The 20,775-nt window shown below is 72.1% G+C and carries 21 protein-coding genes, 1 tRNA gene and 1 pseudogene; 9 read left to right on the top strand and 14 right to left on the bottom strand.

Annotation, left to right across the window (positions count from 1 at the left end; genetic code table 11):
- Positions 1–86: 86 nt before the first annotated feature.
- Complete coding sequence (locus tag AB0C73_RS20075) at positions 87–707, top strand: MerR family transcriptional regulator (protein WP_362532043.1); 621 nt, start codon at positions 87–89, stop codon at positions 705–707.
- 67 nt (positions 708–774) lie between these two features.
- Here the strand turns inward: AB0C73_RS20075 and AB0C73_RS20070 are convergent, their stop codons facing one another.
- Positions 775–1,578, bottom strand: coding sequence for an exodeoxyribonuclease III (locus AB0C73_RS20070; RefSeq protein WP_362531659.1), 804 nt, complete (start codon positions 1,576–1,578; stop codon positions 775–777).
- Between the two features lie 68 nt (positions 1,579–1,646).
- Here AB0C73_RS20070 and AB0C73_RS20065 point away from each other — a divergent pair, with 68 nt between their 5' ends.
- On the top strand, positions 1,647–2,138 hold the full coding sequence (locus AB0C73_RS20065; RefSeq protein WP_362531656.1) for a GNAT family N-acetyltransferase: 492 nt from the start codon (positions 1,647–1,649) through the stop codon (positions 2,136–2,138).
- 99 nt (positions 2,139–2,237) lie between these two features.
- Here AB0C73_RS20065 and AB0C73_RS20060 read toward each other — a convergent pair whose 3' ends face one another.
- The 8 genes from AB0C73_RS20060 to galU all read right to left on the bottom strand — a co-directional run bounded on the left by AB0C73_RS20060 (position 2,238) and on the right by galU (position 9,244).
- Positions 2,238–3,647, bottom strand: a complete 1,410-nt coding sequence (locus tag AB0C73_RS20060; RefSeq protein WP_362531654.1) for a HEAT repeat domain-containing protein — start codon at positions 3,645–3,647, stop codon at positions 2,238–2,240.
- Positions 3,648–3,744: 97 nt separating this feature from the next.
- A tRNA-Ala gene (locus tag AB0C73_RS20055) sits at positions 3,745–3,818 on the bottom strand.
- A 73-nt stretch (positions 3,819–3,891) separates the two neighbouring features.
- Positions 3,892–4,980 (bottom strand): gephyrin-like molybdotransferase receptor GlpR, encoded by a 1,089-nt coding sequence (glpR, locus tag AB0C73_RS20050; RefSeq protein WP_362531651.1) that lies wholly within the window; start codon positions 4,978–4,980, stop codon positions 3,892–3,894.
- 146 nt (positions 4,981–5,126) lie between these two features.
- Positions 5,127–5,744, bottom strand: a complete 618-nt coding sequence (locus tag AB0C73_RS20045) for a GNAT family protein (RefSeq protein ID WP_362531648.1) — start codon at positions 5,742–5,744, stop codon at positions 5,127–5,129.
- Positions 5,741–6,283, bottom strand: coding sequence for a MogA/MoaB family molybdenum cofactor biosynthesis protein (locus AB0C73_RS20040; RefSeq protein WP_362532040.1), 543 nt, complete (start codon positions 6,281–6,283; stop codon positions 5,741–5,743). Before AB0C73_RS20040 ends, AB0C73_RS20045 begins: the two co-directional genes overlap by 4 nt.
- Positions 6,284–6,345: 62 nt before the next feature.
- The gene (gene moaC, locus AB0C73_RS20035) at positions 6,346–6,840 is read right to left on the bottom strand and encodes a cyclic pyranopterin monophosphate synthase MoaC (protein WP_362531646.1); all 495 of its coding nucleotides are present in this window, start codon (positions 6,838–6,840) and stop codon (positions 6,346–6,348) included.
- Positions 6,841–6,963: 123 nt separating this feature from the next.
- Positions 6,964–8,241: a gephyrin-like molybdotransferase Glp gene (glp, locus tag AB0C73_RS20030; RefSeq protein ID WP_362532037.1), complete on the bottom strand. Its 1,278-nt coding sequence runs from the start codon at positions 8,239–8,241 to the stop codon at positions 6,964–6,966.
- A 103-nt stretch (positions 8,242–8,344) separates the two neighbouring features.
- Positions 8,345–9,244: a UTP--glucose-1-phosphate uridylyltransferase GalU gene (gene galU / locus AB0C73_RS20025; RefSeq protein WP_362531644.1), complete on the bottom strand. Its 900-nt coding sequence runs from the start codon at positions 9,242–9,244 to the stop codon at positions 8,345–8,347.
- A gap of 164 nt (positions 9,245–9,408) precedes the next feature.
- On the opposite strand from galU, the gene AB0C73_RS20020 reads away from it, so the two are divergent.
- A complete protein-coding gene (locus AB0C73_RS20020) occupies positions 9,409–10,002 on the top strand; it encodes a 5-formyltetrahydrofolate cyclo-ligase (protein WP_362532034.1) in 594 nt (197 codons plus the stop codon).
- 25 nt (positions 10,003–10,027) lie between these two features.
- Here AB0C73_RS20020 and AB0C73_RS20015 read toward each other — a convergent pair whose 3' ends face one another.
- Positions 10,028–12,763 carry a penicillin acylase family protein gene (locus AB0C73_RS20015; RefSeq protein WP_362531642.1) on the bottom strand — a complete coding sequence of 912 codons (2,736 nt, stop codon included), beginning with the start codon at positions 12,761–12,763 and terminating at the stop codon, positions 10,028–10,030.
- A gap of 270 nt (positions 12,764–13,033) precedes the next feature.
- On the opposite strand from AB0C73_RS20015, the gene AB0C73_RS20010 reads away from it, so the two are divergent.
- The 6 genes and pseudogenes from AB0C73_RS20010 (at position 13,034) to mscL (ending at position 18,775) form a co-directional block, all read left to right on the top strand.
- On the top strand, positions 13,034–14,602 hold the full coding sequence (locus AB0C73_RS20010) for a potassium/proton antiporter (RefSeq protein WP_362532031.1): 1,569 nt from the start codon (positions 13,034–13,036) through the stop codon (positions 14,600–14,602).
- Positions 14,603–14,847: 245 nt separating this feature from the next.
- Positions 14,848–16,128, top strand: coding sequence for an MFS transporter (locus tag AB0C73_RS20005; protein WP_362531639.1), 1,281 nt, complete (start codon positions 14,848–14,850; stop codon positions 16,126–16,128).
- Between the two features lie 68 nt (positions 16,129–16,196).
- Positions 16,197–16,514 carry an FmdB family zinc ribbon protein gene (locus tag AB0C73_RS20000; RefSeq protein WP_362531636.1) on the top strand — a complete coding sequence of 106 codons (318 nt, stop codon included), beginning with the start codon at positions 16,197–16,199 and terminating at the stop codon, positions 16,512–16,514.
- Positions 16,515–16,680: 166 nt separating this feature from the next.
- Positions 16,681–17,363 (top strand): annotated as a pseudogene (locus tag AB0C73_RS19995) (5'-methylthioadenosine phosphorylase); the annotation flags it as partial.
- Between the two features lie 251 nt (positions 17,364–17,614).
- Positions 17,615–18,151 (top strand): hypothetical protein, encoded by a 537-nt coding sequence (locus AB0C73_RS19990; RefSeq protein WP_362531634.1) that lies wholly within the window; start codon positions 17,615–17,617, stop codon positions 18,149–18,151.
- 72 nt (positions 18,152–18,223) lie between these two features.
- Complete coding sequence (mscL, locus tag AB0C73_RS19985; protein ID WP_362531631.1) at positions 18,224–18,775, top strand: large conductance mechanosensitive channel protein MscL; 552 nt, start codon at positions 18,224–18,226, stop codon at positions 18,773–18,775.
- A 19-nt stretch (positions 18,776–18,794) separates the two neighbouring features.
- Here mscL and AB0C73_RS19980 read toward each other — a convergent pair whose 3' ends face one another.
- The 4 genes from AB0C73_RS19980 to AB0C73_RS19965 all read right to left on the bottom strand — a co-directional run bounded on the left by AB0C73_RS19980 (position 18,795) and on the right by AB0C73_RS19965 (position 20,775).
- Positions 18,795–19,007, bottom strand: coding sequence for a hypothetical protein (locus tag AB0C73_RS19980; RefSeq protein ID WP_362531629.1), 213 nt, complete (start codon positions 19,005–19,007; stop codon positions 18,795–18,797).
- A 69-nt stretch (positions 19,008–19,076) separates the two neighbouring features.
- Positions 19,077–19,496: a DUF6755 family protein gene (locus AB0C73_RS19975; RefSeq protein WP_362531627.1), complete on the bottom strand. Its 420-nt coding sequence runs from the start codon at positions 19,494–19,496 to the stop codon at positions 19,077–19,079.
- Positions 19,493–20,179, bottom strand: a complete 687-nt coding sequence (locus AB0C73_RS19970) for a Rieske (2Fe-2S) protein (RefSeq protein WP_362531625.1) — start codon at positions 20,177–20,179, stop codon at positions 19,493–19,495. The genes AB0C73_RS19975 and AB0C73_RS19970 overlap by 4 nt, the downstream gene beginning before the upstream one ends.
- Positions 20,176–20,775: a 4Fe-4S dicluster domain-containing protein gene (locus AB0C73_RS19965; RefSeq protein WP_362531622.1), complete on the bottom strand. Its 600-nt coding sequence runs from the start codon at positions 20,773–20,775 to the stop codon at positions 20,176–20,178. Before AB0C73_RS19965 ends, AB0C73_RS19970 begins: the two co-directional genes overlap by 4 nt.

The raw sequence follows: 20,775 nt of genomic DNA, 5'->3' as shown, positions 1-20,775 counted from the left end.
CGGACGCGGCGGACGCGGCGGAGCACACGGGTACGCCCGGAGGGTCGGCGGGCGTCACGGACGGGCCCGCGCCGCACGAGTACCGCATGGCCGACCTGGCCGCCGCCGCCGGGATCACCGTCCGCACCCTCCGCTTCTACCGCGAGCGCGGGCTGATCCCGCCGCCCCGCCGCGAGGGCCGGATCGCCTGGTACGACGAGCGTCACCTGGCCCGGCTGCGCACCATCTCCGCGCTCCTCGAACGCGGCCACACCCTCAACGGCATCGCCGACCTCACCGCCGCCTTCGAGTCCGGCCGGAACGTCGGCGAGGTGCTGGAGCTGGGCGCCCCCACCGAGGAGGAACCGGTCCGCCTCACCCCCGAGGAGCTCGCCGACACCTTCGCCGGCGAGGTCACCCCGGAGAATCTGGCCGCCGCGCTCGACCTGGGCTATCTGGCCACCGACGGCGAGGACATCGTCCATGTCAGCCGCCGCCTGCTCGACGTCTCCGCCGCGCTGGTCCGGGAGGGCATCCCGCTGGCCGCCGTCCTGGAGGCGGGCGGCCGGGTCCGCGAGCACGTGGAGGCGATGGCGGAGCTCTTCACCGAGCTGCTCGGGAAGTACGCCGGCGAGCAGGACGTGCAGCGGCTGCGCCCGCTGGCCAAGAGCGTGGTGGAGGCGGAACTCTCGCTCGCCCTGGACCGCCGGATGCACGGCACGCCCTGAGCCCGGGCCACCCTGCCCCCGCCCTGCCCCCGCCCTGCCCCGCAGCCGTGTAGGCGCGTGGCGCGGGCTAGAGCTCGTAGACGGCGGTGACGGGCGCGTGGTCGCTCCAGCGCTCCGCGTGGGTGGCGGCCCGCTCGACGTACGCCTTGACCGCCTTGGCGGCGAGCCCGGACGTGGCCACCTGGTAGTCGATGCGCCAGCCGCTGTCGTTGTCGAAGGCGCGGCCGCGGTAGGACCACCAGGAGTAGGGACCTTCCTGGTCGGGGTGGAGGGCGCGGACGACGTCCACGTACCCGCCGTCGCCCTCGTCGAGGACGCGGCCCAGCCACTCGCGCTCCTCGGGCAGGAAGCCGGCGCTCTTCCGGTTGGCCTTCCAGTTCTTGAGGTCGGCCTCGCGGTGGGCGATGTTCCAGTCACCGCAGACGACGACCTCGCGGCCGTCGGCGGCGGCGCGCTCCCTGAGCTCCTTCAGATACGGCAGGAAGGCGTCCATGAAGCGGATCTTCTCGTCCTGCCGCTCGGTCCCGACCTCACCCGAGGGCAGATAGAGGCTGGCGACGGTGACGCCGGGCAGGTCGGCCTCGATGTACCGGCCGCTGTCGGCGAACTCCGCGACGCCGAAGCCGACGCGTACGGCATCGGGCTCACGCCGCGTGTAGAGCGACACCCCGGCGCGCCCCTTGGCGGCGGCGGGGGCGTGCGCGGTGAACCAGCCCTCGGGGGCACGCACCTCGGCGGGCAGCTGCGCCTCCTCGGCGCGCACCTCCTGGAGGCAGACCACATCGGCCGAGGACCCCGCCAGCCATTCGACGAAGCCCTTCTTGGCGGCGGCACGGATCCCGTTGACATTCGCGGTCGTCACAGTGAGCATCCCGGGAGAATACCGACAACCGACGTCGGCATCCCTGCACCGCATCGCACAGACATACGATGGACAGCATGGACATTCGCCCCACCGCCTTCGACCACCCCGACGCCGTCAAGCTCAACGACGCCGTTCAGCTGGAATACGCCGAGCGCTATGCGGACGACGACGGCGAGGGTGAGGGGGATCTCACCCACCTCGAAGCGTCCATGTTCGCCCCGCCGCAGGGCCTCTACCTCCTCGCGTACGACCCTGAGGGCCGCCCCGTCGCGACCGGCGGCTGGCGCACCCAGGACGCCAACCACGAGGGCTACTCCGACGGCGACGCCGAACTGAAGCGCATGTACGTGATCCCCGAGGCCCGCGGTCTGGGCCTCGCGCGGCGCATCCTGGCCGCCCTGGAGGCCGACGCCCGCGAGGCCGGCCGGATCCGCATGGTCCTGGAGACGGGCACCGCCCAGCCGGAGGCCATCGCGCTCTACACCTCGTGCGGCTACGAGCCGTGCGAGAAGTTCGGCTTCTACCGGGACTACCCGAACAGCCGCTGCTTCGCGAAGGCGCTGTGACGCGACAGCTCCCCCCGCGAGCCCCGCACGGCGACCGTCGGCCCCTCGGCCCCCGCCTTCAGGCCTCATGACGAGCTGACGGCCCGGCACCCGCGCCCGTCACACCGGCAACGCCCCCACGGGATGGCCGTGTTCCCGGCCGCAGGCGGTCAGGGCGAGGACTCCGTGGCCGGTGACCGTGGTGGCCGGGCCGAGGCTGCCCGGGTCGACCGAAAGGCGGGCGGCGATGTCGTCGGCGTAACAGGTCTCGGGTATGCCGAGTTCCTGCCGAATCTGCTCGCAGCGGGCGGGAAAGTCCTCGGAGCCGGGGTCCAGGTCGTCGAAGGCGTCCTCCGGGAAGCCGTCCTCGTGCGGGAGGAGAAAACCGGCCTCGGCGGGGTGACGCGCGCCGTCGCCCTCGTCCTCACCGTCCTCCTCCGCCTCGAACGCGTCGTAGTACCGCACCACTTCGCCGTCCTCCGCGATGCACCACGCGGTCCAGCCGTCGCCGCAGCTCATGCCGTACCACTGGGCGGCCCCGAAGCGGCGGCTGAGGGCCGCGCACCGCTCCCGTACGACCTCGGCACGGACCTCGCTCGCCTCACCCTCGTCATCCTCGTCGTCAGCGGCGTCCCACACCGCCGTGATCCGGTGGGCGTCCTGCGAGGGGTCGCCGAAGACCAGCGTCCAGCCGTCCAGGGCGGGACTGACGAAGACCCGGGAGCAGCCCTGGTGTGCGCGGTTGCGATCGAAGTCGTGCTGGTCCCGGTTCCACGCCGCCGCGCCGGTCCGCAGGGTGACCGGCACCGGGTCCGCCAGGTCGAATGCGGCCAGGACCGCGTCCTGGTCGTCGGTGGGCACCGCGTACCAGGAGCCGCACAGATGCATGCCCTCCGGCACCTCGTCCCGGAGTCTGATGCCCGTCAGCCGGTGCCAGGCCGCGAGGTCCTCGGCGTCGAGGCCGGCGGGGCCGGCTATCTCCGCGAGCGCCTCCAGTGCTCCGGCCCGCACTCTCGGCGCGGGCGCGGGCGCGTACCCACGCCGTGCGCGCCGTAGCTCGGGCACGGCCGCGGCACCGATCGCCCGGAACGTCACGACCGCTCGCCGCCGCACTTCCGGGTCCGGGTCGCCGAGCAGTGGGATCAGCAGCCTGGTGTACTCCTCTTCCTCGTCACGGCACCGGAAGGCGTCGAGGGCCTGCTCGCGCGCCTTCGGGTGGGGGTGGGACAGCAGCGGCGCGTAGGCCTCCGGCCCGTCGACCTCCAGGGTCCGCAGCGTCCACGCCACCTCCCGGGCCACCTCGGGCGACGCGGTCACCGTGGCCGCCTCGGCCAGCGGCAGCAGCGCGGGCTCCCCTATCCTCCGCAGCACATCGGCGCAGAGGACCCGGTCCACGGGCGACTCTTCGTCGCACAGCAGGGCGAGCACCGGCCCCACGGCCTCCGCCCCCTGCGCCACGAGGGCATCACGGGCCGCCCGAGTGCGCTTCCAGGAGCCGGAGAGCGACGCGATCAGCAGTTCCCTGTCCATGGAAGATCACGCTAGCGAGCCTCACTGACAGCGGGCCTTCCTCGCATACAGCGAAGAGCCCGTCCGATCTGATGATCGGACGGGCTCTTCGTGTCTGTGGACCTGAGGGGATTCGAACCCCTGACCCCCTCGATGCGAACGAGGTGCGCTACCGGACTGCGCCACAGGCCCCTGCGACGTGTGAAACATTAGCATCCCGACCGCAGTACGAGGAAATCCGTTCCCCCGCAGGTCAACGAGCCGGTCATTCGTTGGCCGCGCGGGGGCGGTCGTCGTCCGCGTACTGGTCGAAGAGCGGGGTGCGGCCGTGGTCGCGGCGGGGGCGGGGCTGGCCGGTGCGCTGGCGCGGGGCCGGGGCGGGGGCCGGAGCGGGGTCGGCCGCCGTGGAGGAGCGGGCCGAGCTCCAGGTCTCCGGGTCCGTGATGTCGACGCCGCCCGAGGCGCGCGGGGCGACCGGGGCCGTGACGTACGTGGGGAGCGGGACCGGGACCGGGTCCCAGCTGTCGCCGCGGGCCGGGCCGCGCTCACGCTGCTGGTCGACCCACTCCGCGTGATCCGTCTGCTCGACCAGCGCCCGGCGGTCCGCCTCCTGCGGGGAGACGGCCGGCTCGGCGGCCGGCGCCGACGAGGGCTCCGGCTCGGGCTTCGGGGCCGGGCGGCGGCTCTCGCGCAGCCGGGCGGCGGCCTCCTCGGCGTTGCGGCGGTCCATCACGTACACGAAGCGCCGCCGCTCCTGGACGCGCAGATAGACGATGTACGCGCTCAGGAGCAGGGCCGGGACGGCGGGCGCCCACAGGAAGGCGATACCGCCGACGGCCGCGACCACCGCGCCGAGCGTGAAGGCGAGGAAGAGGAGCACGGTGGTGCGCCGGCGCCGGGCGAGGACCTTGCTTCGGCGGGCCCGCTCGGCCGACACGCCGGCCGCACGCCGGGCCGGGGCAGGCGCGGGGGCCGGGGCCTTGGGGGCGGGAGCCTTGGCGGCCGGGGCCTTGGGCGTGGCGGCCTTGGGCCCCGCCTCCGGCACCTCCAGACGGGCTTCCGTTCTGGTCGCGGGCGCGCAGAAACCCCGGACGTCGACCGAGCTCAGATGCTCGGTCACCGCGTCCGGGTCGACGTCGGGCGCCGGGTCGTCGGCCGCGCGGTCCCGGTCCCTCAGCTCCTTGGCGTAACGGCGCTCCATGCCCGCCCGTCCGGACAGCAGCCGGATGGCGGTGCTGAAGCGTTCCGTCGGACGGGCCTCGTTCAGCTCGTCCTGCCTGCGGAGCCACATCGGCACCAAGTAGGCGGCCCAGGCCCCGACGATGACTGCGTAGATGAGGCCGCTGCTGCTCACGCCTCACACGGTAGAGGGATTCGGGTGAGGGCATCGGCCAATCGGCCCGGTGTGTCGCACGATCTGGCTGATATCACTGAACTTTTTTGTGATTGTTCCGATCGATTGGCACCCAACTGCCGATTAAATTCGAACACTTATTGCAATTACTGGTGCTGGCGACGTGCCTGGTGCCATCTCCGCAACAAGCCCTCCGGCACCTCCTCCGCCGTCAGCGCGAAGACCAGATGGTCACGCCAGGCGCCGTCGATGTGGAGGTAGCGCGGACGCAGCCCCTCCTCCCGGAATCCCAATTTCTCCACGACCCGCCGCGAGGGCCCGTTCTCCGGACGAATGCAGACTTCCATCCGGTGCAGTCCGACCGTGCGGAAACAGTGGTCGACGGCGAGCGCCACCGCCGTCGGCATGACGCCGCGGCCGGCCACGTCGCGGTCCACCCAATAGCCCACATGGCCCGAACACATCGAGCCCCAGGTGATTCCCGCCACCGTCAACTGCCCGACCAGACGCCCCTGGTACTCGATCACGAAGGGCAGCATCCGCCCCGCGTTCGCCTCCGCCCGCAGATGGCGCACCATCTGACGGTACGTGGGACGCTGCGTCACCGGTCCGCTCGGGCCGGGCGGCGGGACGGTCGCCTCCCAGGGGCGCAGCCAATCGCGGTTGCGCCGGTTCACCTCGCGCCAGGCCCGCTGGTCGCGCATCTTTATCGGGCGGAGCACCACGTCGCCGTCGACCAGGACGACGGGCCAGGACGGAATCATGACGCCGGGCCCGCTTCCGCCGCCGGTCTCGGGTGGTCGCCGCCCCGTATCTGGTCCACCGCGTGGACGAGCAACGGCTCCAGGACGGCGAGCCCGTCCCGTACCCCGCCCGCCGAACCGGGCAGATTGACGATCAGCGTGCCCTTCGCGACCCCGGCGAGGCCGCGCGAGAGCGCCGCCGTGGGCACCTTCTCCCGGCCGTACGCGCGGATCGCCTCCGCGATGCCCGGGATCTCCCGGTCCAGGACGCGCCGGGTGACCTCGGGGGTCTCGTCGGTGGGCGAGATGCCCGTACCGCCGGTGGTGACGACCGCGTCGTAACCGGCCTCGACGGCCGCACGCAGCGCCGCCTCGACGGGCGCGCCGTCCGGGACGACCTGCGGGCCGTCCACGGCGAAACCGAGACCGCGCAGCGCCGCCGCGATCAGCGGGCCGCCCTTGTCCTCGTAGACGCCGGCCGCGGCGCGGTTGGAGGCCGTGACGACGAGGGCGGCGTACGGGGCGCCCGGCTCCCGCAGCCCGGCGGCGGCCTGCGCCACGTGCCCCTCGTGCGCCTCGTGCCCCTCGTGTTCGTGGGCGCCGGTCACCCTGCCCGCGCGCGTCACGCCTCGCTCCGTTCGCTCCGCGTCCAGTGGCCGGACTTGCCGCCGGTCTTCTCCTCCACCCGTACGTCGGAGATGACCGCGCCCTTGTCGACGGCCTTCACCATGTCGACGACGGTCAGCGCCGCCACCGACACCGCCGTCAGGGCCTCCATCTCCACGCCCGTCCGGTCGGTGGTCTTCACCGTCGCGAGGATCTCCACGGCGTCGTCCGCGACCGCGAGGTCGAGGGTCACGCCGGAGACCGCCAGCGGGTGGCAGAGCGGGATCAGGTCCGGGGTCCTCTTGGCACCCATGATCCCGGCGATCCGGGCCGTGGCGAGCGCGTCGCCCTTCGGCACGCCCTCGCCGCGCAGCAGCTCGATCACGCGCGGCGAGACGAGGACCCGGCCGCTGGCGCGGGCGGTGCGGGCGGTGACGTCCTTCCCGGAGACGTCGACCATGCGGGCCGCCCCCGCCTCGTCGATGTGGGTGAGTCCTTGCTGCGTGCTCATGGCGGTGACACTCCCGGTCGCTGTGTGGGACGACACGGTACCCCCACCGGCGCGGGTGCACCGGACGAGGCCCGACCGGTGAAACGGGTGGTCGGCCGGGTCCGCGCCCGCCCGGGCCTGCGGTCACCCCAGCAGGAGCACCTCCAGCTCGGTACCGGGCTCGACCGCGGTCACCTCCTCCGGTACGACGAGGAGCGCGTCCGCGTGCGCGAGCGCACCGATCAGGTGGGAGCCGGCGCCGCCCACCGGGCTGACCGCGCCGGACTCCGCGTCGTACGTCCCGCGCAGGAACTGGCGCCGGCCGGCCGGCGAGGAGATCGCCCGGTCGGCCTTGAGCACCGCGCGCACCCGGGGCCGGTGCGCGTCGGGGCGGTCGCGGAGACCCATCAGGGCGCGGATCGCGGGGCGGACGAACAGCTCGAAGGAGACGTACGAGGAGACCGGGTTGCCCGGCAGCGCGAGCAGCGGGGTGTGGTCGGGGCCGATCATGCCGAAGCCCTGCGGCTTGCCGGGCTGCATGGCGAGCTTGCGGAAGTCGACCTCGCCGTCGGCCGTCAGCGCCTCCTTGACCACGTCGTAGGCGCCGACGCTGACGCCGCCGGTGGTGACGATCAGATCGGCGCGGATCAGCTGGTCCTCGATGGCGGCGCGCAGCGACTCGGCGTCGTCGGCGACGGCGGGGACCCGGTAGGCGAGGGCTCCGGCGTCACGGGCGGCGGCGGCGAGCTGGAAGCTGTTGGAGTCGTAGATCTGTCCCTCGGCCAGCGGCTCGCCGGGCTGGGTCAGTTCGCTGCCGGTGGAGATCACGACCACGCGCGGGCGGGGGCGCACCCGCACGGTGCCGCGGCCGATCGCGGCGAGGAGGCCGATCTGCGGCGGGCCGAGGACGGTGCCCGCGGCGAGCGCGAGCTCGCCGGCGGTGACGTCGCTGCCGCGGGCCCGGACGTGGGCGCGGGCCTCGGCGGGGCGGTGGACGCGGACCTCGCCGGACGCGCCCTCGGGAGCCGCGCTGGCCGGACGCATCCCGCCGGCGACGCCCCCGCCCGTACCGCCGTCGGTCCACTCGACGGGGACGACGGCCTCGGCGCCGGGCGGCAGCGGGGCGCCGGTCATGATCCGGGCGGCCTGGCCGGGGCCGACCTTGGGCAGGCCGCCGGCGCCGGCCGCGACGTCGCCGATCACGGTCAGGACGGCGGGGAACTCCTCGCTCGCCCCCGCCACGTCGGCGACCCGCACCGCGTACCCGTCCATGGAGCTGTTGTCGAAGGGCGGCAGCGCGACCGGGACCGTGACGTCCTCGACGAGCACGCAGCCCTGGGCGTCGGCCAGTTGCAGCTCGATGGGCTCGAGCGGGGAGACCGCGGCGAGGACGTCGGCCAGGTGCTCGTCGACGGACCACAGGCCCGCGGCCGGGCCCGCGCAGGGGTCGCCGGGACCGTGGCCGTGGTCGCCGCCGGGACCGTGGCCGTGGTCCGACGGTGCCGTACCGCTGCTGCTCAAGGTGCTACATCTCCTCGCTGACGTAACTGCGGAGCCAGGACCGGAAGTCCGGCCCCAGATCATCACGTTCGCACGCCAGTCTGACAATGGCACGCAGATAGTCCCCGCGGTCGCCGGTGTCGTAGCGGCGCCCCTTGAAGACGACGCCGTGCACCGGCCCGCCCGCCTGCTCGTCCTGGACGAGCTTCTGCAGCGCGTCCGTCAGCTGGATCTCGCCGCCGCGGCCCGGCTCGGTCTCCCGCAGTATGGCGAAGACGGCGGGGTCGAGGACGTACCGCCCGATGATCGCCAGGTTGCTGGGCGCCTCGGCCGGCTCCGGCTTCTCCACCAGGCCGGTCACCTTCACCACGTCCGACTCCCCGGTCGGGCCGACGGCGGCGCAGCCGTAGAGGTGGATCTGCGAGGGCTCGACCTCCATCAGCGCGATCACGCTGCCACCGAAGCGCTCGCGGACCTCGACCATGCGGGCGAGCAGCGGGTCGCGCGGGTCGATCAGGTCGTCGCCGAGGAGCACGGCGAACGGCTGCTCGCCGACGTGCGGGGCGGCGCAGAGGACGGCGTGGCCGAGGCCGCGCGGGTCGCCCTGGCGCACATAGTGCATGGTGGCCAGGTCGTTCGACTCCTGGACCTTGGCGAGCCGTTCCTCGTCGCCCTTGCGGACGAGCGCCTCCTCCAGCTCGTAGTTCCGGTCGAAATGGTCCTCAAGAGGGCGTTTGTTGCGGCCCGTGATCATAAGGACGTCCGAAAGGCCGGCGGAGACCGCCTCCTCCACCACGTACTGGATGGCCGGTTTGTCGACGACCGGCAGCATCTCCTTGGGCGTCGCCTTGGTGGCGGGCAGGAACCGGGTGCCGAGACCGGCGGCCGGAATGACAGCCTTGGTGAGGGACGGCGTCTGAGTCATGCGCTGCACCCTAGCCGTTCGGTTATGGGAGGAAGGTAAGGATCACATGAGCTTTCTCAACTCTCGTACCGCTACCGCCCGATACAAGAGGAATACGAGCCACTGTGCGCACCGAACCGCCTGAGAACCCGGCCGAGAACGTGACGGAGGTCCTGACGGAGATCGTGACGGAGAACGCCACCGAGAAGGCGCTTCTGCGCCGGGCGCTGCTCGGCGCCCGGGCCGCCCTGACCGCCGAGGAGCGGGAGCACGCCGCCGCCGCCCTGGCGCGGACGGCGCTGGACCTCCCGGAGCTGGCGGAGGCGGGCACGGTCGCCGCGTATGTCTCGGTGGGGCGCGAACCGGGGACGCGCGCGCTGCTCGACGTACTGCGCGCGCGGGGCGTACGCGTGCTGCTGCCGGTCCTGCAGCCCGACAACGACCTCGACTGGGCGCCGTACGAGGGTCCGGAGCGGCTGGCGAAGGCGGGCCGCGGGCTGCTCGAACCCGTCGGCGAGCGGCTCGGCCCGGAGGCGGTGTGCGGGGCGGACGCGGTGCTGCTGCCGGGCCTCGCGGTCGACGGGCGGGGCATGCGGCTCGGGCGCGGCGGCGGTTCGTACGACCGGGTCCTCGCCCGGCTCGTCCGGGCCGGTGCGGACCCGGCCCTCGTCGTGCTCCTGTACGCGAACGAGGTGGCCGCGCGGGTCCCGGAGGAACCGCACGACCACCCCGTGCACGCGGTGGTGACCCCGGAGGGGGTCCGGCGTTTCAGGCCTTGAGGCCCTCAGGGCCTGAGGGCCGGGGCTAGGGCTCCAGCTTCAGGGCGTCCTGGGTGGTGGCCTCGACGGCCGCCTGCCCGTAGGACCAGTCGAGCAGCTCGCCCTTGACCCACTTGTCCGTCTGGTCGGTGTAGTGGCCGGCGAAGGCGTGACCGGAGGCGCCGGTGAGGTTGATCCACCGGGACTTGTCCCAGTCGCCGACGTTGACCACCATCCGCATGGACGGCACCCAGACCACGTCGTAGCCGCCGGCCGCGTTCCAGCCGGTGGCGTCGACGGCCGCCTCGCCGCCGCCGAGGTTCCACGGGCCGCGGTTGAGCAGCGACTGCACGGCGCCGGGGCCGGCGGTGCCGAGGGTCTGGTTCTTCAGGGTCAGCTGGTGCAGCCGGCCCCAGCTCCAGGTGGAGACGTCCTTGCCGAGCTTGGCCGTCAGCTCCCAGCGGGCGTCCTTCATGGCCTGCGCGAGCAGCTGGTCACGAGTCTCGGTGGCGGCGTTCAGCCGGTCGCCCGGGGTCTTCCACCACTCGCTCTTCTCGTCCTTGAGGAGCGGGCGGACCACCTCGTACCAGCGGTCGCCGCCGTCGGGCTGCGCGGTGTCGGGGTCGCGCTCGCCGCACTCGGCGACCAGCTTGTTCTGCTCGTCGACCGGGCCGGTGGCGTCGGAGACGCGGACGTTGATGCACTCGCCCTCGACGCGCAGCTCCTTGGGCAGCTTGTTGCCGAAGGCGAGCTTGAGGACGTTGCGCCACACCGCGTTGAAGTACGCGGCAGCGGCCGAATCCGGCTCCTGGGTGTAGTCCCAGCCCTCCAGCAGCTTCTGTGCCTCGCGGACCTGCGGGTCGGAGATGTCGACCTTCAGCAGCAGCGGGTTGAGCAGGGTCGCGATCTCGCTGCGGTTGTCCATCTGCATGGTCTGCATGTCGTCCGGCGAGATCTTGCCGCCGTCCTTGAGCTTGGACTCGATCAGATCGTTGATCCGCTGGCTGCGCGAGCCGTAGCCCCAGTCCCGGGTGAGGAGGTAGGGGTACTTCTTCTCGTCGATGACGGACTGGTTGGCCGTGACGATGTAGCCGCGCTTGGGGTTGTACTCGTAGGGCAGCTCGGCGTAGGGGACGTACCCCTTCCAGTCGTACGAGGAGTCCCAGCCGGGCGCGGGCAGGGTGCCGTCGTAGGCGGCGCCCTTGGTGCGGACCGGGATCTTGCCGGGCGCCTGGTAGCCGATGTTGCCGGCGGTGTCGGCGTAGATCAGGTTCTGGGACGGGACCTCGAAGTCCTTGGCGGCGGCCCGGAAGCTCGTGAAGTCCTTGGCGCGGTTGAGCGCGAAGACGGCGTCCATGGACTTGCCGGGCTGCAGGGCGGTCCAGCGCAGGGAGACGCCGTAGCCGGTGCCGCGGTCGGGGGCCGCGTTGCCGACGGGGGCGGTCTGGCCGACCTTCTCCAGCTCGGTGGAGCGGTCGGAGACCAGCGGGCCGTGCTCGGTGGAGCGGATGGTGATGGGGCGGTCGTCCTCGCCGGCGACCTTGATGACCTCGTCGCGGGTGATGAACGGCTTGGTCTTGCCGTCGACGACGTAGCCGTCGGTGCCGATCTTCTCCAGGTAGAGGTCGGTGACGTCGGCGCCGAGGTTGGTGAAGCCCCAGGCGATGGAGTCGTTGTGGCCGATGATCACGCCGGGCATGCCGGAGAAGGTGTAGCCGGCGACGTCGTAGCGGCAGGTCGCGGAGACCGAGCGGCAGTGCAGGCCCATCTGGTACCAGAGGGACGGCAGCATCGGCGCGAGGTGCGGGTCGTTGGCGAGCAGCGGCTTGCCGGAGGTCGTGTAGTCACCGGAGACGACCCAGGAGTTCGAGCCGATGCCGTTGCCGTTGGGGCCGATCAGCGCCGGGATCTCGTCGAGGGTGTCGGAGAGGGCGGCGAGCTGGGACTGGATGCCGTTCTGCCCGCTGCCGGTGCCGCCCGCGGCCGTGTCGCCGCCGCTCTTGGGCTCGGCCTCGGGGTCGAACTTGCCGGTGACCTTGTCGACGGCGCCGCGGTCGACGATCGGCTGGTGCAGGTCGTACGGGTACCCCGGGTAGAGGTCCTTGATCTGCTGCGGCTTCAGCCGGCTGGTCATCAGGGAGCGGTCGATCTCGTCCTGCATGTTGCCGCGCAGGTCCCAGGCCATGGCCTTGAGCCAGGCCACCGAGTCGACCGGGGTCCACGGCTCGATGGTGTAGTCGCTGGTGAAGGCGAGGGCCGCGTACTCGACGGAGACGTCGGACGGGTCCCGGTCCTTCAGGTAGGCGTTGACGCCCTCGGAGTAGGCCTGGAGGTTCTTCTTGGTCTCCGCCGAGAGGACCTTGTCGTACTCCTCCTGCGCGACCCGGCGCCAGCCCAGGGTGCGCAGGAAGGCGTCGGTGTCGACCTGGCTCTTGCCGAACATCTCGGAGAGGCGGCCGGCCGTCGTATGGCGGCGGACGTCCATCTCGTAGAAGCGGTCCTGCGCCTGGACATAGCCCTGGGCCCGGAACAGGTCGGCCTCGTTGTCGGCATAGATCTGCGGGATGCCGTTGGCATCGCGCTTGACGTCGACGGGGCCGGAGAGTGCGTCGAGCCGGATCGTTCCCGTGGTCTGCGGGAACGAGGCACGGACAGTGCTGACGCCCCAGTACGCCCCGTATCCGAAGCCCGCGATCAGCGCGAGCACCAGGACGAGGACGATCAGGCGGGCTCGCCGTCCCTTCTTCTTCTTGGCAGGGGGCGCGGTCGTGTTGGAGGGCATCGCTGTCCTTCGAGGGGCAGGGTGATCCTGGGAGTACGGGAGCAACCTTAGGCGCAGCGTCCGGAGGGCCTGGACGCGGTGTCAGGAAGAGATCCGTTCCTATACGCACTGTTGTGCGATCACATACCAAGAGGGCGTCAAGAATGCGTTAAAGATTAGGTAAGGTAACGAAGTACCGGCGCCGGAGGAACGATCCGGCCGACGACGATCCGGCCGACGACCCGCCCGCCGCGCGGATGCCCGGATCGCCTTGAGGGGAAGGAACGGCCACTGACTGTCCACCAGCTCAACGAACTCCTGCTCGTCTGCTCGCTCGTACTGCTCGTCGCTGTCGCGGCAGTGCGGATCTCGTCCCGCAGCGGGCTCCCCAGCCTGCTCCTCTACCTCGGGATCGGGATCGCCATCGGGCAGGACGGCATCGGCAACGTCGCCTTCGACAACGCCGAACTCACCCAGGTGATCGGCTATGCCGCCCTGGTGGTGATCCTGGCCGAGGGTGGTCTGGGCACCAAGTGGAAGGAGATCGAACCCGCGTTGCCCGCGGCGGTCATGCTGTCGACCGTCGGCGTCGCGGTGAGCGTGGGCATCACGGCGGCGGGGGCGCACTACCTCGTCGGCCTGGGCTGGCAGCAGTCTCTGATCATCGGCGCCGTCGTCTCCTCCACCGACGCCGCCGCCGTCTTCTCCGTGCTGCGCAAGGTGCCGCTGCCATCCCGGGTCACCGGCGTCCTGGAGGCCGAGTCCGGCTTCAACGACGCCCCCGTCGTCATCCTGGTCGTCGCCTTCTCCACCGCCGGGCCGGTCGACGCCTGGTACATCCTGGTCGGCGAGATCGCCCTGGAGCTCGCGATCGGCGCCGCCATCGGCCTCGCCGTCGGCTTCATCGGCGCCTACGGGCTGCGCCACATCGCCCTGCCGGCCTCCGGCCTCTACCCGATCGCCGTCATGGCCATCGCCGTCGTCGCCTACGCCGCCGGCGCCCTGGCCCACGGCTCGGGCTTCCTCGCCGTGTACCTGGCCTCGATGGTGCTCGGCAACGCCAAGCTGCCGCACGCCCCGGCCAACCGCGGCTTCGCCGAGGGCCTCGGCTGGATCGCCCAGATCGGCATGTTCGTCCTGCTCGGTCTGCTCGTCACCCCCCATGACCTCGTCCACGACTTCTGGCCGGCCGTCGTCATCGGACTCGTCCTCACCGTGGTCGCCCGCCCCATGGAGGTCCTGGTCAGCCTCCTTCCCTTCCGTATCCCCTGGCAGGAGCAGGCCCTGATGTCCTGGGCCGGCCTGCGCGGCGCCGTCCCGATCATCCTGGCCACCATCCCGATGGTGGGCGAGATCGAGGGCAGCGAGCGGATCTTCAACATCGTCTTCGTCCTGGTCGTCGTCTACACCCTGGTCCAGGGCCCGACCCTGCCCTGGCTCGCCAGGGCCCTGAAGCTCGGCGACCAGGGCGAGGCCGCCGACCTGGGCGTCGAGTCCGCACCCCTGGAGCGACTGCGCGGCCATCTGCTCTCCGTCGCGATCCCGAAGGGCTCCCGGATGCACGGCGTCGAGGTCGCCGAGCTCCGGCTGCCCCACGGCGCCGCCGTCACCCTGATCGTCCGCGAAGGGCAGAGCTTCGTCCCCGGCCCCGCCACCGTGCTGCGGCGCGGCGACGAACTGCTCGTGGTCGCTACCGACCCGGTCCGCGACGCCACCGAACGCCGGCTCCGGGCGGTCGGCCAGGGCGGCAAGCTGGCCGGCTGGCTCGGCACCGGCCGTACGGTCGTCGCCGCCCCAGACCACGCCCCGACCGCCTTCCGCCGCCCCTTCCGAAAGCCACCGCGGCAAACATCCGGTTAATCCCAGGCATCATTTCGGACCGGCGAACGTTTTCACAGGCGGGAAGATGCCCTTCCCTGTACCATGAAGGCACCCAGATCGAACCAACTCTGCCTGACGCAGAGCTGGCGCGACCGTATGGCGGCCGGGGCGCCCCTCTCAGTGGAGCCCGGTATCTACCGCAGTTCCGCGCAAGAGGACAGCTCTCGGCGACGCCCGCACCACCATGCCCGGGCCCGCTACCAGGTGGCAGAAAGGCATGGACCGTGGCATCCACGGTCGTCACCGAGAAGCGTCCCGGTTACGGACAGCTCCTCCGTACCCCCGGTGCGCTCTCCTTCCTGCTGCCGGGCTTCGCCGCCCGCCAGCCGTTCGCGATGCTCACCATCGGCATCGTTCTGCTCGTCCAGCACACCACCGGTTCCTACGGCAGCGCCGGTGCCGTCGCCGCCGTCACCGGTGTCTCGATGGCGCTATTCGCCCCGCAGAGCGGCAAGCTCGCCGACCACTTCGGCCAGCGGGCCGTCCTCGTCCCCGGTGTGCTGATCCACACCGCTTCCGTCTCCCTCCTCGTCGCACTGGCGCTCTCCGGCGCCCCGATGTGGGCCCTGTTCCTCGCGGCCATCCCCTCCGGCGCCTCGGTGCCCCAGGTGGGCCCGATGGTCCGGGCCCGCTGGGCCGCCAAGCTGGATGGCACTCCCCTGATGCCGACCGCCGCCGCCTTCGAATCGGTCACCGACGAGTTCACCTTCGTCGTCGGCCCGGTCCTCGCCACCGCCCTGTGCACCGGCGTCCACCCGGCCGCCGGTTTGATCACCGAGGCTGCGCTCACCCTGGTCGGTGGCCTGTTCTTCGCCGCCCAGCGCCGCACCCAGCCCGCCCACGGCGCGGCTGCCGCGGCCGGCCTCGCCGACGGCGAGCCGCGCCGCTCGGCCCTGTCCGTGCCCGGCGTGCGGGTCCTGATCGTCGCCTTCCTCGGCATCGGCTCGGTCTTCGGCGGCATGCAGGTCTCGCTCACCGCCTTCACCGAGGAGATCGGCAACCCGGGCGCCAACGGCCTGCTGTACGGCATCTTCGCCGCCGGCAACATGCTCGCCGGCATCGCCATGGGTGCCGTCGCCTGGAACATCGGCCCGCGCCGACGGCTGATCCTCGGTTACGCCGGTCTCACCGTCGCCGCCTCCCTTCTGTGGTCCGTCCACTCCGTCCTGCTGCTCGGCGCCCTCGGCCTGGTCGTGGGCCTGTGCATCGCCCCGGCCCTGATCACCGGCTACACGATCGTCGAGACCCTGGTCCCGGCGACCTCCCGCACCGAGGCCTTCACATGGCTGACCGGTGCCGTGGCGCTGGGCCAGGCCGCGGCCGTCACCGTCGCCGGCCGGCTGGCCGACGCGCACGGCGCGAGCACCGGATTCCTGGTGCCGATGGCCGGCACTCTGCTCGCTCTGATCACCCTGGTCGCCCTCCGCGCACGGCTCGCACCCCACGCCGCGAGCCGGGTCGCGGCACGTGGTATCGGTCACCGAGTTCCCGTGCCGGTGGACTGAACCCGCGGAATACGTCACTATGGATCGTCGTTAGCACTCGATGAGTGTGAGTGCCAGGAGGAAGACAAGTGCCGACCTACCAGTACCAGTGCACCGAGTGCGGCGAGGGCCTCGAGGCGGTGCAGAAGTTCACGGATGACGCCCTGACCGAGTGCCCGAACTGCAAGGGACGCCTGAAGAAGGTGTTCTCCGCGGTCGGCATCGTGTTCAAGGGTTCCGGCTTCTACCGCAACGACAGCCGCGGCTCGTCGTCCAGCAGCACGCCGGCCTCGTCGAAGTCCTCCTCGGCTTCGTCGTCCTCCTCGTCGTCTTCGACGGCGACGTCTTCCTCGTCCTCCTCGGACTCGAAGCCCGCGTCGTCCTCAAGCTCCACGTCGGCGGCCTGACCTCCGTCTCTCGCGTTCTTCCCGCTGCCCCCGCCGCCTCGCGCGACGGGGGCACCGGCGTTTTTCGGACGTCCTCAGGCGAGTCGGGCGGCCGGGGCTCGTCGATAGCGACTCCCTCTTCCTCGGTGAGGTCGCCGGCCGGCGGGTCGCCTTCCTCCCCCGGCACGGCCGCGACCATCGGCTGCCACCGCACCGGATCAACTACCGCGCCAACCTCTGGGCCCTGCGCTCGGTGGGCGTGCGCCAGGTCCTCGGGCCGTGCGCGGTCGGCGGGCTGCGCGAGGAGTACGGACCCGGCACCCTCGTCGTGCCCGACCAACTGGTCGACCGGACGAAGACCCGCGCGCAGACCTACTTCGACGGGACGCCCCTGCCCGGCGCCTGGGGCGGGGGCCGTGCCGAACGTGGTTCACGTGACCTTCGCCGATCCCTACTGCCCCGACGGGCGGCGGGTGCCCTGAAGGCCGCCCGGGGGCGGGGCTGGGAGCCGGTCGACGGCGGCACGCTGGTCGTCGTCGAGGGCCCCGCTTCTCCACACGCGCCGAGTCGCGGTGGCATGCGGCCGCGGGTTGGTCGGTGGTCGGCATGACCGGCCACCCCGAGGCCGTCCTCGCCCGGGAACTGGGACTCTGCGACACCTCCTTCGCACTGGTGACGGATCTGGACGCCGGCGCGGAGACCGGGGACGGGGTCTCGCACACCGAGGTTCTGCGTGTGTTCGGCGAGAACGTCGGCCGGCTGCGCGACGTGCTCTTCGACGCGGTCGGCGCGCTCCCCGCGACGCTCGACCGGGACTGCCTGTGCAAGCGGGCCCACGACGGGTGGGACCTGGGGATCGAACTGCCCTGAGCCTCGGGGCCGGGGGTCGGGCCGGGTGAGGGCCGGCCGCCCGCGAAGCTCTGACTCGTTCCAGCGTCCTCGCCTCGCGCCCCGGCGGCAATCGCTCGCCGGGGTGAGGAAGTTATCCACAATCACCTGGTTGTCCACAGGCCCGAGCGGGATCGCGGCGGGTGCGGGACGGTGGACCCGGTTCGCCGCACGGCGGGCCCCGCTCGCCGGACGGTCCGGCGAACGGACGTGTCACGACAGGCGGTTGCGCGATGACCACGAACTCCTGCCTCACCCACACCCCGGCCTCGGTGCCCGCGCCGTGCGGGGTTCCCGCCTTCGATCCCCTGCGAGTGCACGGCGCGCGGCTGCGGCTGCGGCGGGCGTTGCGCCGCAGGCGCCGAGCGCCCGCCGCGGTACTCGCGATGACGGCGGCCGCGCTCGCGGCGGCCGGCGTGGCCGGGGCCGACGACCCGGCTCCCCAGCCCCCTCCGTCACCGGTGCGCGAGACGCACCGGCCGGCCGCCGTGCCGCTCGTGGCCGCTCCGGTGCGGATCGCCGACGCGGCGACCGTGCGGCTACTGCGGCCCGGCGACCGGGTGGATGTGATCGCCGCGCCCAACTCCGTGGCGGGTGTGGCGGGAGAGGCCCGGGTGGTGGCCTCGGGCGCTCGGGTTGCCGAAGTGCCACGGGCGGGCAAGACCCGTCCGGACGGCGGGGCTCTCGTCGTCCTGTCCGTTCCGCGGTCGACGGCGACAGCACTCGCCGGAGCGGGAATGACGTCCCAATTGGCGGTGACACTGTGCTGATTCGCACGAACGGACTGTCAAGTCACCGTCCCGTGTGTACGGATTGGACGCGTTCGCGCCGGGCGCGGCGTAATGGCTCCGCACACTGCACACGCGACGAAAGGCACCTTGGTGGCCGAGAAGAAGGAAAGCTTGCTGGGAGGCTTCAAGGCCTTCCTGATGCGCGGGAACGTGATCGACCTGGCGGTGGCAGTCGTCATCGGTGCCGCGTTCACCAACATCGTGAACTCGGTGGTCAAGGGCATCATCAACCCGCTCGTCGGAGCCTTCGGCACGAAGAACCTGGAGGGCTACGCCTCCTGCCTCAAGGACCCCTGCAAGATCGTGAACGGCGAGATGCAGGGCATCCAGATCCAGTGGGGTCTGGTCCTCAGCGCCGTCCTCAGCTTCCTGATCACGGCGGCCGTCGTCTACTTCATGATGGTCCTGCCGATGGCCAAGATCCTCGCCAAGCGTGCCGCGCACGACCGGGTGAAGGAGGGTGTGCAGGAGACCCTGGAGGTCAGCGAGCTGGAGGTGCTCAAGGAGATCCGCGACCACCTTGTCGCCCAGCGCGGCCCCAGCTCGGGCTCGACGGCGGGTTCGGGCACCGGCGGAGGCGGCGGGGCGCACCCCACCTCCTGACCGACCGTCCTGGCCGGCGTCAGAGGTGGTGCGGCGGCTTCTCGTCGAGGAAGCGCGCGAGGTCGGCGGCGCTGCCGCCGGCCGGAGGCCGCTCGCCCCACCCGCGGTCCGTGTCGTCCGCGGACTGCTGGTCCAGCGGATCGTCGAAGATCAGGGCCGGCCTGGGTCGGGAATCGGTGTCGTTGTCGGCCCGCTTCGCTGCTCGCGGTCCGTGGGCGGGGGCGGTGCTCATGTTTTCAGGGTACGCCCGGAGCACCGCCCCGTACCCCTCCGATCCGGGGTCTGATCAGCGCGATTCCGCTCAGCGGTCCTTCGGGTCGAGCAGCCAGAGGCCGAGGACCACGAGGAACGACAGGGCCAGGAAGCCCGCGCCCCACCAGGCGGTCCCGGTGTCGCCGGCCATCCACTCGTCGACCACGACGGTGAGGCCCCACAGCTGGCCGATGACCACGGTGAGGGCCAGGGCGAGGCGGGCGGAGAGCTTGGAGGACCGTTCGGGTTCCTGCTCGGTGCCGGCGCCCGGGCCGGGGCCGGTGTGCCGGATACGGGGGTCGCCGTAGCCGCTGGTGGGGCGGATCTGGGGGTAGCGCTCGTGCACCGGGCGGTTGAGCCGCGGCTGGGCGCTGCCGGGGGTGTAGTCGGGGCGGGGCGGCAGGTTCTCGTGAGTCCCGGCAGGATCGCCGGGGGCGGCCGGGTCCTTGGGGAACGGAGCGTCGGTCATGTCCGTCGGCTCCTCTCCGCCGGGGCACCGGCGGCGCCCGGGCAGCCGAGGCGCTCGGCGAGACCGGGGCGTTCGTCACCGAGCTGGCGGCACAGGCCCTCGCGGACTCCCTCGCCGGAGCGTGTGGTGCCGACCGCCCAGACGCTGCCGTCGACCTCCTCGACCAGGAGGACCTTCGGCAGGGCGCGGGGCGGCGGGCCCGCGGTGACCTCTCCGGTGCGGGCGTCGAAGACGCCCTCGTGGCAGGGGCAGTACAGCTCTCCCTCGCTCCCCCGGTCCTTGCGCCAGAGCACGGCGCAGGCGAGGTGGGTGCAGACGGCGGAGTAGCCGGCGAGGGTGCCGTCGGCGAGGCGGACGGCGACGGCACGGTCCTCCTCGTCGGGGTAGCGGAAGGCGATCGAGTCGCCGGGGAGCAGCCGGTCGGCGATCTTCCTGGGCTCAGGGGCACCGTCGTCGCTGTCGCCGTGGCGGTGCAGGATGCCGGAGGCGACGCCGATGCCGCCGACGGCAAGGCCGCCGGAGACGGTGGCGACGATCCGCAGGTAGTCGCGGCGGCTGGTGAGCGAGTCGGCGGCGATCCGGTCGTGGAGGGCCGCGTGGGCCGCGTCGGCGGGCCGGTTCTGGTCGTCCGGGTCGGTGGCCGTGCCGGCGCCGTTGTCCGGGGGCGGTTCGGTGAGGCTCATCGGACATCCACTCCGTTGACTTCGACGATGGGCAGACCGCCGGGGACCGGCCACTGGACCCGGTCGGCGGGGACGACCATCGCCACGCCGGTGGAGATGGTGGTGGACCCGAAGGTGAAGGAGTCGGCGACCTCGACGCCGGGGCGTTCGGCACGGAGTTCATCGAGGGTTCCGTAGAAGAGGGCGCCGGTGGGGCAGACCGTGGCGCACATGGGGGCGAGGCCGTAGGCGGTGCGGTCGTAGCAGAGGTTGCACTTCATCTGGAGCTTCGCCTGGAGGTCGATCTTCGGGACACCGAAGGGGCAGGCGTTGACGCAGTTGGCGCAGCCGATGCAGCGGGTGGTGTCGGCCTGCTGCACCACGCCGTCGGCGGTCACCAGGATCGCGTCGGCGGGGCAGACCTCGGCACAGGGGGCGACGGGGTCCTCGCAGTGCATGCAGACGGTGGGTAGGGAGGCGACGGAGTGGCCCTCGTCGGGGTAGTCGAGGTGGATCATCGACTTGCCGCGGTGGGAGTCGCATTCACGGCAGGCGGAGACGCAGGCCTGGCAGCCGATGCAGCGGCCGGGGTCGATGAAGATCGTGCGGCCCATCAT

The organism is Streptomyces sp. NPDC048623 (assembly GCF_040650755.1).
In the GTDB taxonomy this organism is placed as follows: Bacteria; Actinomycetota; Actinomycetes; order Streptomycetales; family Streptomycetaceae; genus Streptomyces.
Note: the sequence above shows the minus strand (reverse complement) of the source record. Positions and strands in the feature narration are given on the sequence as shown.